Source organism: Ruegeria sp. ANG-R (assembly GCF_000813985.1).
In the GTDB taxonomy this organism is placed as follows: Bacteria; Pseudomonadota; Alphaproteobacteria; order Rhodobacterales; family Rhodobacteraceae; genus Ruegeria.
Genome location: NZ_JWLJ01000002.1, coordinates 343,329 through 357,788, shown reverse-complemented (window position 1 = coordinate 357,788; position 14,460 = coordinate 343,329). Strand labels below are relative to the sequence as shown.

Sequence of the window (14,460 nt, the reverse complement as noted above, 5' to 3'; positions counted from 1 at the left end):
TCAACAACCGGTTCATCAGGCGTCTCATCAACAACCGGCTCGTCAGGTGTCTCGTCAACAACCGGTTCGTCAGGTGTCTCATCAACAACCGGTTCATCAGGTGTCTCATCAACAACTGGCTCGTCAGGTGTCTCATCAACAACTGGATCGGTGGGAGGTACATTCACCTGGCTGTCGTCACCGACTTGTTCCAGCGTAACTCCAGAACCCGTCCCAATTTCGAGGCTGACAACATCGTTGGTGTAGTCCACGACGACTGTTGCGCCACGTCCTCCAAGCCCTTGGATGTCAATAGAGCCAAAACGACCGGTAATCTCGTCTGCAGAAAGAAGCGTGTAGGTTCCGTTACCAATCTGGGCATCCGTGAGATCGACGGTCAGATTTACTTCACCGAGTTCAATGCGCGAATTCACATTTGTGGCTTCACCAAAAGCACCCGAACGGAACTCTCCGATCTGTCCCAGACCGCTTTCATCGCTTGCCAGGATAAGCTCAGAGTCTTCTTCGAATGAGATAACCCCTAGCTGGTTTCGGGCCCCATCGAAGCCCACCTGAGCGTCACGGCCACGCACGGTCAGTTCGTCCCCTTGGCCGAAGGTCATGTCGCCACCTTCAGCGCTCAGCAGCGCCTGCCCATCATCGACAAAAAGGTTAACGTCACCCGTTATCGTGCCGGTGTTGGCAAAGCGTCCGCCATCCAAATCGATATCAAAATCACCCTCGCCCGCATAGCCACCGCCAAGCCAGAACTGACCTGCCGAGCTAATCTCAACTGATGCGCCGTCAATACCTGCTTCAGTCGTGCCCAACACGTTGAGCCTGCCATTGTGGAAGTCAAGCTGCCCGTCGTTGCCAAAGTCCAGCCCGTTGATTGTATGGGTGCCACCGTAAACGACCCAGTTTCCACCAAGGTCGACATTATCGCCAGCCATGGTACCTGCGATATCCCCGGTGCTCCAGTTCATTCGGTTGTCCCAACGAACACCATCACCCAGTTCATTGGGGATAAAACGGACCTCCGCAGAACCGTCGCGTGATTCAGGCAGCCTATCAAACGCCGCTTGGAAGAAGGCGTTCAGTTCGTCAGCAGTTGCGTCTTCGTTCTGCCTTATCCATTCCGCCAGATCAGATGCGTCTGCATTGGGATCGTTAAGAAGCAACTTTGCCAGATTGGCCGCAGTAGCGGCAGCCAGTTCCGCTTGATCCAGATCTTCGATATTTTGATCAGCGTAGGTCTCTGTAAGCCGCGCACCGATCCAATTGTAGATGGCGGTGTCGTCGTAATAGGGGTCCTCGGTGTGGTTTAGTCCACCGTTGCTGTAGAGCTTGTACTCCAGCTCCTCCGGTCTGCCTGGATCAGCCAGATGTGCAACAATGTTGTTTACAAGCGTAGTATCGAGGCCTTCATTGACCAAACCGAGAGAAACCGCGCCGATGAAGTCGGCTTCCTTATAGGCGGCAGAGGTAACCACGTTGTTTGACAACAGCGAGTAATTTCCGACGTGGCCGATATCGCGATAGCTACCACCCGTCACCACGAGGCCGGCATTGTTCTCAAACAGCAGGTTGTCTTCGATGAAACCACCACTGCGCAAAATAGCACCGAAGGATGACGCTTCGCTGGAAATGTTATCCCGGAATGTCAGGTCGGTATTGTCCTCAGCAACATAGACGTTGTGGGTCCACATGGTCGGAGGTTGTCCGAAATTCCCATTCCCGTCCCGTTGGAAGCCCTCATCCCATCCAATTCCCGAGAATGACGAACCTTCTATCAACAGTCCATCAACGTCACCCGCGAACAAGCCCGATGTCCTATGCCCGTGCCCTTGCCAGTCCTGTGTATCGTAGTCCCGCTTGCCTTCGATGTCATGAATCTCTGCATTGCGTAATGTAGCTGATTCAAGGTGCTGAAAGACAAGTGCTCCGTGATTGCTGCTGCTGATCGAATCAAAGATGACGTTGCCAGAGAATCCGGCATCTGTACCCAGCACGCGCACCTCTTCTGTGAAATGCAAATCATGGACCACAACGTTAGCAAACGGCCTTTGAAAGAGGTATACATCGTCGCCTGTTATGACCGGCTGCTCACCCTCGCCGTATGAGGTAATGACCACAGGGTTCAGCGGGTCTTCCCCGGTGATCCCGCGTGGGAACAAGGCCGGAGAGTCGTATTCATACCCTTTTTCCAGGCGCAGCCAGTGCGAACTCGGATTCGCTACTCCTCTGACTTCTTGCGTAAGTGCGGTCCAAAGAGCATCACCGGCGTCCTGTGCCAGCGCCATATCGGGGTTCGAGCCGTAGCTGGGGTTCGCCGCAAGCCACGCACCAGTGACCTGGCTCACTGGAATATTCTCGAGCGCGGCAATGTCGGCCAATGTCAGGGCATCATCGGAGCCCGAAACGTAAACCTCTCGGTGATTGTCGCCGGTCTCGATGACAAGGTCTCCACTGTCATCTGTCTCCAGCATATAATGTGTTGAGCCAGTGCCCCAGCCGGCGCCCTGGGTTGGAGGGCTGACTTGAGTCGTCACGGTCTGCTGCTGAACGTTACCATTGGCGTCTTCAATCTCAATGGTGAACTGGAGCGGCCCGGAGTAGTCGGAACCGGTCAAGACCAACGCGAGAGAATTGTCAGGGTTTACGGTCAGCTTACCGACATCGGGTGCCTCTACAACGCGGACACTGACAGCCGACTCGTAGTCGGTTGGCTGCAGAGTCGCTACGCGCCCTCCGGCCAGTCCAGTTGTTGCGAGATCGTCTAGTGCGATTGGCATATTAGTACCTTCTGTTTATCCAAGATAGTTAACGCCGCACTAGTTACCGAGGCTTCTTACGAAGCCCTCTTCCGCGCAAAGACCCCATTTGCGCTAAACATTAACGTTGGAGAACTGCTCTCCTACTTTACTTGCTACGACTGAACTTCGTTGAAAACGGTTCGGCTTTGGGGCCTTTGTAAGGCGGGAAATACTGCTGGCAAGCCTAACATGCTTGGATATCCGCAGTGTTCCGCCTGTTGTGCGGAAGTCGGCCAGTTGGGTCAGAGAAGACGCGAAATTCTGCCGATCTAGGGATCGTAAAATTAAGATTCAGGCCATTTATTAAGATTTAGCAATAGCAGGACGCACATCAGGCCCAGGGCCATCAGCAAACAACCGGACGAGTCGGGCCGACTCATCCGCGACGATAAAATCTGATTTCACAACCTCACGACCTGCCGCCCCCATGCGTGCCCTTAGGTCAGCAGAATCGACAAGCGCTTCGATGTATATTCTCAGATCCTCTGGATCACCGGGCCGCGCAAGGTAGCCATTTTGTCCGTGAGTGACCAATTCACCCACACCTGCCACCTGTGTCGCCACAACCGGCAGGCCAGATGCCATCGCCTCCATCAGGATGACGGGCACACCTTCGGCAAAACTGGGCAACACACAGATATCGCTTTGCGACAGCTTTTGCGCCACCTCCTGCTGAGGCAGGTAACCCGTGAAAGAGATACGATCACCGAATTGCGCCGCGTCTGCTTCGAGTCGAGGCCGGTCCGGGCCGTCTCCAACCACGGTTAGCCGCAGATCTGGGTACTTGGTAAAAAGCGGGTTCAGCGCTCTAAAGAGGACACGCAACCCTTTTACGGGAGCCAGACGACCGACAAAGATCAGCCGGATCTCCTTGTCATCCCGCCGTACGCGGGGCCGGGAATAGAGCGCGGGGTTCACACCGCAATGAATGATACGAAAACGATCCCAATGTTCAGGGTCGGAAAAAAGCATCAGCTGACTGCGGGCATAGTGGCTGATGGTGGCGACAAAACTGGCTTCGGCCGCCTTTGCACCAAGCCGCACGCCCTCTGGATCATAAAGATCGGAGGGGCCATGTAGCGTGAAGCTGTAAGGCACATCTGTCAGGTCTCGGGTCAGCATCGCGACCAATGGCCCGTTTTTGGCAAAGTGACAATGGATGTGATCAATCCCTTTACGCCGCACGAATTGCGCCATCATCGTCGCCTCCAGCAGATACGCCAGATGTATGAACAGCGATTTCAGGCCAGGATTGCGCATCTTCATTGCCCGACGAAACGCACGCAGATATCTGCGTGGTGCCCGCAAAGCGGCCCATTGGGCGGCAATGAAATCAGCAGGATTGCGCGCCGCCCGCAGCAGGTAGTGCGTCTCGCGCGCGGCTTCTTGCTCCGGGACTCCAGCAAAGTCATCGGGCGAGACGCTACGGCAGGAGACAGTACGCACATCTGCCCCCAACTCCCTCAAAGCCTCGACTTCGCGCTGAATGAAGGTGAGAGAACCCAGGGGGTAAATCCCCGTCAAATACGCGATACGAGGCAAAGAGGTACGCGCGCCCATGTGCTTTCAGCCCCTGCTATGGATACGGTCAATTCCAGACAAACCGCCGCTCGATACCGACGAAGACGGTATTGGCATCCCGGTCTTCCTCATCATCCTCCTCAAGGCGCGCAAAGGAAACACCACTGACCAAATTCCAGTCTTCTGTAAGCGCGTAACTATAGGTCAACGACAGATCAAGCCTCTGCGTATCAGCCGAATCCGTATCCAGATTATTGACGTCCAGATAAGAAATATCCACCGAGAACCCGCTGCGCGTGGTTATCTCTTGCCCATACCCCACCGTGAAGAGAGTGTTAATCTGGGTTTCGCCGTCACGATCGCTGAATGGCGTCATTTCCAATGATGTATTGAAAACCCCTCGAGGCAATTCTTCCGCCCAGCGAAGACCGAAAAGAGGCTCTGTATCAGCCCCCTCGGTATCTAACATGCCTATAGAATACCCCAGTTCACGCGTTGACTGTTCGATCGTCTGGCCCAAACGCAACTCAGTTTGTCGACCCGCTGTGGTTATGCGCGAGTCGATATTGAGAAAGTTCTCACCACGGGGCGTATCCCGAGCCAGCTCGATACCAAAAACAACACCGTCTTCGACGTTGTCAAACTCGCCTGACTCATCCACCTCTTCCCATCCGAGGCTGAAACGACCCCGCGTTCGCGAGTCGATCTGGGTATCAGCGAAGGCCCTATAATACGTGGTAATAGTATCAAGCGCGCCTTCCCCGTCTTCGTCAAAATCGGTTCGACCCGCTTCAAGGCCCACGGTGAAGCGTGGCGTAAGCACAAAGAACAAATCACCCTCGGCAATGAACCGATCAGCATTCAAAAGCCCCGGGTCATCGGTATCGTTATATCGGATTTCGCGATGTGACAGCAGATAGTTGCCACCGAAGGGGCGCTCTAGGCCAAAACCACCTTCGATCGCAATATCGCTGGTTTCACGTGTGCCGCGATCAAAAGTACCAAAATCGATACTTCCTGTATCTGAGTTAAAAAACGAGCCTGTATCGGTGCCGAGGTCGAATTCGCTATACCCTAGGCTGAGACCGATGTTGCTGTTGCCGACGTCACGGGCCCAGCCGAGGTCGATTCTTGGCCTCTCGATCCCGCCCTCATCATCTGTGCGCAAGTCCAGATCAGCACCGAACAGGAGCTCGAAACTGTCTATAGCGGTGCGTCGGATGTAGCCGCCCTGCAGCGTTGTGCGCGCCGTGAACACATCCTCGGCCTCGTCATCTGCTTCGAGATCGGGATTGTCGCTGTACCTGAACTCTTCTCTGAAATCGAGGAACATTGTTCTGGCGCTGTCGGGCTCAGCCTCATCCGGGCGGGTAAAGCGCGGAACCCCGGTCTCGGCGTCTGCCGGCACATCTTCCAAATCTTCCGGCGGAAAATCGGGTGTCAGATCATCCACTGGAAGTTCTTGCGCCTGCAGCGCTCCAAAGCTTAACGCGATCACCATACTTCCTGCGATAGTACGGCGACGCACGAGGCTACTCGAAGAGGCGCCTTTCGGGGACAATAATGACATCGCCGTCCTTCAGTAGGATATCTCTGCTCACTGTGGCTCCGTTTGCAAGAGCCTTGTAGTTAATCGTTTTGACGCTCTGCTGGCCAGAGCGCGGGTCGATACGACGTAGCTGTACACGCTTAATTGCCGCAAAGCGAGACGGCCCGCCAGCAACTGCGATTGCCTGCAAGGCCGTACTTCCCGCATCCATCTCCACCACGCCGGGCAAATTCACCTCACCTACAACGTAGATCTCCATCAGATCGCCATCCTCAGCGGGCTCCAGCGGCTGCACTGCAACAAAAACTGTTGGCGCACTGGCAAAATTGCTGGCTATTGCATCACGAATTCTTGCTTCGATCTGTGGTACGGTCTGACCACTTGCGCGAAGAGTGCCAGCGAAAGGAAAGCTGAAATTTCCGTCAGGCAGAACGGTGGTGCTGCGATTCAGGCTCGGGTCCTCAAGCACCTCGATAACAAGGGTGTCGCCGGGCTGAACACGATAATTCGCCTGCCCCCATGCCATGGACGCAACAGAGAGCACAAAGGCAAGTATAAGCCCTGGGAAAAGCATAATCTTCATTGCGGCACGGCCTCTCGGTGGATTTTCTTGTGCCAGTTTTTTCTATTATTACGCGCAACATTAGAAAACCTGGAACAGTAGTATGCAGCCGATTCATTGCGGATTGTTATTAAATTGACACGCTTTGAGCGCCGTCACTTCAGGTGGTCCACTACAGTTTTGCCTATTCGGCGCTGGCTTAACTGGCTCCGAACGTGTCAATCAAGACGACGCGACAGCATTGCGATACACTTGCTGTGTTGCAATCATCGCGGTACTATCTAGGGGCTCTTGCCACTTCAGGTGCGACTACTAAACGCAAAAAACGCCCTGAGAGGTAGCAGGAACATCAAAATGCCCAGTTTCGTGGCTATCAATTGGTCTCAAAGTATTTGTCGGCTCTTTTGTGGCTACTATATACACGGGGCGATAAGATTGTGTAGACCAATGGCAGATTGCTGTTTCAGCAATGCTGTGTTGAAGTAAGAGTGTCTGTTGTGAGAAGCGATCTTTACCTGGAGCACTTCGGTTTCTCCGAGCGGCCGTTCACTCTGTTGCCGGACCCTGATCTGATGTTCTGGTCGCGTGGTCACAAACGGGCATATGCGGTGCTCGAATACGGTTTGAGCACACGGGCGCCTCTTACGGTTGTCACGGGCGAGGTAGGGACCGGCAAGACGACGCTTTTGCAGGCGCTGCTTGCGGATATGGATGACGACGCGGTCGTAGGCCTTATCTCCAATGTTCAGGGCGGACGCGGAGACTTGCTGCGTTGGGTGCTGAACGCATTTGATCTTTCGATCCCTCCTGATGCTGATTACGTCTCGATGTTCCAGCAGTTCGTTGATTTCGTGCTCGAAGCCTATGCTGACAACAGGTTTGTCGTCCTCGTCATTGATGAGGCACAAAACCTGCAGCCCGAGACTCTGGAAGAGCTCCGTATGCTGACAAATGTCAACTCGAATAAAGACGAGCTCTTGCAGCTTGTGCTGCTGGGCCAGCCCGAGTTGCGCGACATGATCGGACGCCCCGAAATGCGCCAGTTCGCTCAGCGGGTTAGCGTTAGCTATCATTTGCGGCCGATGAATCGTGAAACCGCCGGAGATTACGTACGGTTCCGGCTACGCTGCGTCGGTGGTAGTGGAGACGAGATCAACGGTCCCGCTATTGATCTTGTGCATGAAATCAGCGGTGGTGTGCCACGCGTGATTAACAAGGTCTGTGATCTGGCATTGGTCTATGCTGCCAGCATGGAAATACAATCGGTTGACGCCGAAATTATTGAGGAGTTGATGGAAGACGGCATCATCTTCCTTTCAAATACCGCATCCGATCCTTTGGTTTTATCGGATAACTATACTGTTTGTTCCCCGGAAGCTGCTGAGTAATGTTGCCGTTTCGTTTTTATTGGATGTTAATATGGCGTCGTATGCCACTGATGCTGGCCTTGATGCTGATCTGCTCCGCAATAGCAATCTATGCTGCGCTGACCCTGCCTCCTGTCTATTCAGCGACGGCGCGGCTACAGGTTGAGGCACAGCAGATACCTGACGACATGGTCGTCTCGATCGTGCGAACCGATGCTTCCGAGCAACTCCAACTGATCGAAGAACAACTGATGACTCGGGCCAACCTGCTCGACCTCGCCCGCGCGCACCATGCCTTCGCCGATATCGACAAGATGACGCCCGACCGTATCGTCCAGGCGATGCGGGAAAACACCCGTATCCGACGATCCAGCGGTCGCAACCAAGCCACGCTGATGTCAATCACGTTCACAGCCTATCGCGCGCAGGTTGCGGCAAATGTGGTCAACGACTATACAACACTCGTCTTGGAATCCAACGCCGCTTTCCGCCGCGAGCGGGCGGAGAACACGCTGTCTTTCTTCGAACAGGAGACTGCTCGCCTCGCCGAACAGATCGATGCGAAGAGCGGCGATATCATCGCCTTCAAGAACGCGAACGTGGATGCACTCCCCGAAGATCTGAGCTATCGACAGGACCGGCAAACGATCTTGCAGGAACGGTTGGGCCGACTGGAGCAGGAACGAGCCTCGGTCATCAACCAGCGAAACGAGATGGTGTCGCTCTTCGAAGCCACGGGACGGCTGGATCAGCCGGTCGAGGATCTCCCGCCCGAGCAACGCCGCCTAGAGGAACTCAAAGGTCAGCTGCGTGAGGCCCTAACAATCTACTCAGAGTCCAATCCGAGGGTTGTACTGTTGCAGAACCAGATCGCCCAGTTGGAGCAGAGCTTGGCCGAGATAACAGTCGTATCGACCGGGAGCGGCACACCAAGAGAGGAGCCGTCTATCATCGATCTGACATTGGCAGAACAGGATAGACGCGTAGCCGAGATTGATCAGGAAATCGTTCGGGTGAACGCGGAGCTTGAGCGGCTGGCTCTTGCCATCTCGGCGACGGCTACTAATTCGATAACGCTGGAGCGCCTAGAACGCGATCTGGAAAGCATTCGGGAACGCTACAATGCTACGCTCAACAATCTCAATCAGGCGCGAATGGCTGAACGGGTTGAGGTCAACGCTCAGGGCCAGAGAATAAGCCTGATTGAAGGCGCCGTAGTACCCCAAGCCCCCTCGGGCCCTGCACGCAAGAAAATCGCGGCAGCTGGTGTGGGTGGCGGCATGTTCCTGGCTATTGGAGTGTTTTTACTGTTCGAGTTGCTTAATGGTCGACTTCGCCACCCGGCCGAAATTCAGTCTCGGTTCAACATCGTTCCGTTGGGCGTGATCCCCTATATGGAGTCCCGCAGGGAGCGGCTGGGCCGACACGCCATGTTAGCATTCTGGGTCCTCCTGGTGTTGGCTGCAGTCCCTCTGGGGCTTTATTATGTACACACGGAAGTAATGCCACTCGAACTTATCGCCGATCGTATCCTGCAAAAGCTGGGACTGACCTGATGGCTCGGACCGGCGATTTCCCCAAAAGACGGATATAGGCATGGAAAAACTTCAGGCTGCCCTCGCCAAAGCCCGTAGTCAGCGTGACAAACGTGGCGATCAAGGCACGTCTGCACGACGCACCAAGGCTGCGATGCCGCAGCCTGCTTCGTCGGCTTGGGAGCGGCTGGCCCAACAAGACCTGTCTGAAGAGGTCCTGCGCAAACATCTCATCGTATCACAGCAAGCCAATCAGGCCTCTTCCAGCTTTGATGTCCTTCGGACTCGGGTTCTGTTGCAGATGCAGCAAAATGACTGGACAAGGTTAGCTATCACCTCGCCAGCACCATCGAGTGGCAAGACCACTATTGCCTGCAATCTCGCGCTTGGACTTGGGCGTCAGAACGATCTGCGCACGATGCTTTTTGATTTCGACCTCGGCGATCCGTCGATTCACGAGTTTTTCGGCATTGACCAGAAAGGCGACTTCTCTGATGTCCTGTTCGGGAAGATACCACTGCAGGACCATGCGGTACGGGTACGTGACAATGTTGCGGTTGTAACGTCCTTCAATGCGGACCCCGATCCGACCCGCCTGCTTCTCTCTGACCAGATGGAGGCGTTTATCACCTCCGCGCACGAGACCTATCAGCCCGATATAATGATATTTGACCTGCCAGCCATTCTAAGTGGCGACCGTGCTCGAGCCTTTCTTAAGACGGTCGATTGTGCGTTGATCGTGGCGCTGGCAAACCGAACTAAACTCAACCATTTTGATGCTTGCGAACGCGAAGTTGCCGAAAGCACGAATGTGCTGGGCGTGGTCCTGAATGGCTGCCATCCAAGTGCGATGTCGCAGGAGGACATGTGAACCCGAAGATCTTCTTTGGGGATCTGAAATCCTGCCCACATCCCTATGAACATACGACCTACACACACGCTAACGGATTTCATTACCACCAATACAATAAGAAGCCGAGAAGGATAGATTTCCTGCCATATGAGGTAAAGACCAGAGACGACAGGGCACTTGGTGCGCTCTTCGTGACGCATATGCCGGTCCCGACAGTTGACGTTTGTGATTGCCCGAGCGCTCACGAGACCACAGTTTTTGGTATCGGTTGTGCCGGATTGTTCGTGATCATGGCTTTGTTTCGCAATGGTCGAGCCCGTGTCCAGAGGACGCCATCGAGACGGATGGCAGAGAGGTACGGACCCGATGCAGGTTTGTGCCGCTCAAACCTCGGCTATGAACATGGAAAATTGAGAGATTTCAGAGCGACAGTTATTAGTGGCCAACACACCTCTGCTAGAGTTGGGGTTGCAAACAAGGTTTTGCTCGCGATCATTTCGAGGCGGACTAATTATGTTTTTTGTTAAAACTTGCGCCGTCTGCGCGGGCCAACAACCATGCTGACTTTCGTGCGCACCAAGCTGAAGGGAGACGGGATCGGTGCCCGTGTCATACGCGGTTCGGCGCTGACCTTTTTCGGTTTTGGTGCCAGTCAGTTTTTTCGTTTGGGGTCAAACTTAATCCTGACCCGCCTGCTATTTCCGGAAGCTTTCGGACTACTTGCGATAGTGAACCTCTACCTGACCGGCCTACAAATGTTGTCCGATATCGGACTGACATCCATAATCGTGCGGTCCAAGAGAGGGGAAGACCCGGTATTTCTTGATACCTGCTGGACACTGCAGGTCATCCGCGGGCTTATCCTAGCCGGTATTACAATAGCAATCGCGCAACCGCTCTCGGAGTTTTATGAAGAACCGATCCTGAATGAGTTGATGTACGGTGTCGCTTTTTCGGTCTTCGTGATGGGGCTCCGGTCGACACGCTTATGGACCGCACAACGCAACATCCTTCTGGGTAGGATTACTTTTCTGGAGTTGGGCTGCCAGCTGCTGTCAATCTGTGTGATGATAGGTTTGGCGCTGGTTTGGGAATCCGTTTGGGCCTTAATGTTAGGCGTGATTGTGGCGCATGCGTCTAAGGCTATTTTGTCGCATTTTGTATTGCCAGGCCACGCAAACCGCTTCCGGCTGGAACGAGCGGCGCTAATTGAGCAATTCCATTTTGGAAAATATCTCTTTCTCAGTTCCGGTCTGGGTTTTTTGCTGGACAGTGGTGACCGGGTTCTACTGTCAAAATACCTAAGCCTTTCCAGCATGGGATTCTACAATATTGCTTTCTTCTTCGCGTCCGTTCCAACCTTGCTTATGGGGCGCTTCGTACAACAGGTCATTTTCCCGCTTTACAGCGCACGACCACCCGGAGCCTCGTCCGAAAACCGAACAGCAATCTCTAAGACACGCTTCGCTCTCACCGGAAGTATGCTCAGCGCTCTGTTTGCTTTGGGGCTCATTGGGCTATGGCTCATCAGTTTTCTCTACACGGACGAATATCAAGCAGCTGGGCCAATCCTTGTCGCTTTGACTGTTTCTCAGATGCCAAGCCTCATCATTCAAGGATACCCCATCCTGCTGGTTGCCGAGGGTAAAACCGGCATTTTCACAGCCTTTCAGGTTTTTCGGGCCACACTGCAACTCACTTTGACGGCTTTGGGCTTAGTACATTACGGACTTGTTGGGGCCATTGCAGCACGACCCTTGGCAGCCGTACTGACATATCCAGTGATCGTTTTCCTGATCCGCCGGTACAGAGGCCAGGACATCCTTCACGATGTCGTCTTTGCAGTTCTGACTGTTTTGTTCAGTGCAATCGTCATTTGGCTGAACGGTGATGTCATGTCACTTGTCGCCGCGATAAAGTGATTTCCCTAGTGCCGGTTTCAGTGAGCTGGTTATCGGGGGCGTGCTTCTCGGAACACGCACGCGGCGCTTACGAAGACCATTTTGACGCGCGGTCCATTTCGATCTCGGCTACTGCCCGCGCTTTGCCCACCAGAAGAGCCCTTCGCTGGTAGCTTTGGATGAAGCGGCGCAACTCGACATCCCCGTGCTGTTCAACACCCCTAAACATGGCCCCAAAATAGCCTTGCACTATAGCCAGCCCTCCCAAAACATAAGGCTTCTGCCGCATCTTGTTGACTGCTGAAGCCAACAGAAACAATGGGCCCGTGCCCATGTAATACTGCCCAAAGCCATGCCTGCGCCGACCGGCATAGATACCTGTCTGACTTGATCCCATGGCGCGCAAATGATTGAACCGCAACTCCGGAACATCCCAGCTGACCGCTTTCCAGCCCAGCATCCGCGCCTTATGACAATCGATTCCGTCCCACATGACCTCGCGGACAAAGCCGCCCAGAGCTTCGAAGGCAGCGACACGATAGAACTTTGTCATACCCAAGGACATGTCATCAGAGATATTCTCTGACACCATCTGGCCTGAGGCATCTTCAAAATAGGCTTTACCAGAACATGAAGCAATCCGAGGATCAGCTTCCATCCGCTCCATCAGACTTTCAAAGTACCCGTGTGGCAGTTCAAGATCCAGATCAAGCTTGCATAGATAATTGTGGTCAGATGGCGTGATAGTTTCGTATCCCACATAAAAGGCTTCTATCACCCCCGGACCCACTGCCCGGTGACCACGGTCGGCCTTGGGTACAATAGTAATCCAATCATGTTCTGCGGCATATTCAGCCAGGATTTGTGGCGTAGCATCAGTGGACCCGTCATCCACAATGATCCATCGTGCAGGCTGCACCGTCTGAGCCACGACGCTGTCGAGGGTTCGGCGCATGTATTCGGCCTCGTTCCGGCAGGGCGAAATAAGAACGTAGCTACGTGGTTTTGCCATGATCAGAGAGCTCCATTGGACAACGGCGTCACCGGTGATGATTAGTGAACCAAACTGCCCCAAAATCTCAAGCATGTTGAGTGGTGCAACATACAGCACTGTGTGTTTCCAGCATACATGGAACGCCCCGATGCGGTTACTGCTTGCATACTGTCCAAAATCACAGACTATGCTAGAACGTAGAATAGCATGTGTATATGCTCTGTCGGATTGCTTTGGATTTACTGCCGTGAACGATACTGCTGACTCGCAGAGCAAGATTTTGTATGTTACGCGACCTTCACTGCCTCCGCGCAAAGAAGTCGATTCACTCTTGGAGAGCGTCTGGGAAAGTCGGTTCGTCACCAACGGCGGCGCCGTACATCAACGTTTCGCAGCGGCCCTTGCAACTTATCTGGATGTGCCGTTTGTGACACCGGTTGCCAATGCGACCTTGGGGATCATGCTGGCACTTCGGCATCTTGGTATCTCGGGTGAGGTCATCACCCCCGCATTTTCTTTTGTGGCAACTGCGCATTCCGTCAGCTGGCTTGGTGCAGACTTGGTCTTTGCAGATATCGATCCGGTGACACTCAACATTGATCCCGAAGACGTCGAGCGGCGCATCACACCTCGGACACGCGCCATTCTTGCAGTCCATTGTTATGGCACGCCCTGCGACACGAATGTGCTGGCAGAAATCGCAGAGCGTCACGGCTTGGCACTTATCTATGACGGCGCTCATTGTTTCGGAGCGACGGATGACGGTGGAAGCCTTTTGCGCTATGGCCATCTGGCAGTTGTAAGCTTTCATGCCACCAAGGTGTTCAGTACTCTGGAAGGTGGCGCGATCATTTCTCATGACCCTGAGACCAAACAGGCGCTCGACCGACTTTGCAATTACGGGATCGTGGATGAAACACGCATCGAGGCGATTGGGCTCAATGCCAAAATGAGTGAGCTGCACGCGGCAGTCGGCTTAGCGCAGCTTGCACATGTGGATGAGGATATCGCCCTGCGTGGACAAGTGGCCCAGCGTTACGCGGAACGGCTCAAAGACATAGACGGCATTCGCTGTGTTTGTTCACCCGAAAACTCCGGGCAGAACAATTATGCATTCCCGATCATGATTGAACCCGATTATTCGCTGAGTTGCCTGGAACTAAAGGAACGGCTTGCGGCACATAACATCTTAGCACGACGATACTTCTATCCTCTGCTAAGTCAGTTGCCGATGTACCGCGATCTCCCCTCAGCTGATCCTCAGGGGCTGCCTTGCTCAATGACGGCCGCCGAGCAGGTATTGTGCCTGCCACTTTACCCCGATCTGGCACCGGAAGATCAGGACCGAATCATCAATTTGATCTGCGACGCGTAAATTGTAGT

General features: G+C 54.0%; 10 protein-coding genes. 5 read left to right on the top strand and 5 right to left on the bottom strand.

Translation table 11 applies throughout. From position 1 onward, the window contains the following. From RA27_RS10360 to RA27_RS10345, 4 genes are all read right to left on the bottom strand, one after another. On the bottom strand, positions 1 to 2,612 hold a 2,612-nt coding region (locus tag RA27_RS10360), incomplete at its 3' end, for a hypothetical protein (protein WP_152610689.1). A gap of 486 nt (positions 2,613 to 3,098) precedes the next feature. Beyond that, a complete protein-coding gene (locus tag RA27_RS10355; protein ID WP_039538090.1) occupies positions 3,099 to 4,355 on the bottom strand; it encodes a glycosyltransferase family 4 protein in 1,257 nt (418 codons plus the stop codon). A 28-nt stretch (positions 4,356 to 4,383) separates the two neighbouring features. Then, a complete protein-coding gene (locus RA27_RS10350) occupies positions 4,384 to 5,844 on the bottom strand; it encodes a hypothetical protein (protein ID WP_152610688.1) in 1,461 nt (486 codons plus the stop codon). Positions 5,845 to 5,848: 4 nt separating this feature from the next. After that, complete coding sequence (locus RA27_RS10345) at positions 5,849 to 6,448, bottom strand: polysaccharide biosynthesis/export family protein (RefSeq protein ID WP_039538085.1); 600 nt, start codon at positions 6,446 to 6,448, stop codon at positions 5,849 to 5,851. Positions 6,449 to 6,924: 476 nt separating this feature from the next. Here RA27_RS10345 and RA27_RS10340 point away from each other — a divergent pair, with 476 nt between their 5' ends. From RA27_RS10340 to RA27_RS10325, 4 genes are all read left to right on the top strand, one after another. After that, on the top strand, positions 6,925 to 7,815 hold the full coding sequence (locus RA27_RS10340) for an AAA family ATPase (RefSeq protein WP_039538228.1): 891 nt from the start codon (positions 6,925 to 6,927) through the stop codon (positions 7,813 to 7,815). Beyond that, positions 7,815 to 9,350 carry a Wzz/FepE/Etk N-terminal domain-containing protein gene (locus tag RA27_RS10335; RefSeq protein WP_039538082.1) on the top strand — a complete coding sequence of 512 codons (1,536 nt, stop codon included), beginning with the start codon at positions 7,815 to 7,817 and terminating at the stop codon, positions 9,348 to 9,350. Before RA27_RS10340 ends, RA27_RS10335 begins: the two co-directional genes overlap by 1 nt. A 40-nt stretch (positions 9,351 to 9,390) precedes the next feature. Then, complete coding sequence (locus tag RA27_RS10330) at positions 9,391 to 10,200, top strand: CpsD/CapB family tyrosine-protein kinase (RefSeq protein WP_039538078.1); 810 nt, start codon at positions 9,391 to 9,393, stop codon at positions 10,198 to 10,200. Between the two features lie 539 nt (positions 10,201 to 10,739). Continuing rightward, positions 10,740 to 12,104, top strand: a complete 1,365-nt coding sequence (locus tag RA27_RS10325; RefSeq protein ID WP_039538075.1) for an oligosaccharide flippase family protein — start codon at positions 10,740 to 10,742, stop codon at positions 12,102 to 12,104. A 67-nt stretch (positions 12,105 to 12,171) separates the two neighbouring features. Here the strand turns inward: RA27_RS10325 and RA27_RS10320 are convergent, their stop codons facing one another. Then, on the bottom strand, positions 12,172 to 13,095 hold the full coding sequence (locus RA27_RS10320) for a glycosyltransferase family A protein (protein ID WP_039538226.1): 924 nt from the start codon (positions 13,093 to 13,095) through the stop codon (positions 12,172 to 12,174). On the opposite strand from RA27_RS10320, the gene RA27_RS10315 reads away from it, so the two are divergent. Next, positions 13,094 to 14,452 carry a DegT/DnrJ/EryC1/StrS family aminotransferase gene (locus tag RA27_RS10315; RefSeq protein ID WP_343294158.1) on the top strand — a complete coding sequence of 453 codons (1,359 nt, stop codon included), beginning with the start codon at positions 13,094 to 13,096 and terminating at the stop codon, positions 14,450 to 14,452. The genes RA27_RS10320 and RA27_RS10315 overlap by 2 nt on opposite strands. The last annotated feature ends 8 nt before the right edge of the window (positions 14,453 to 14,460 follow it).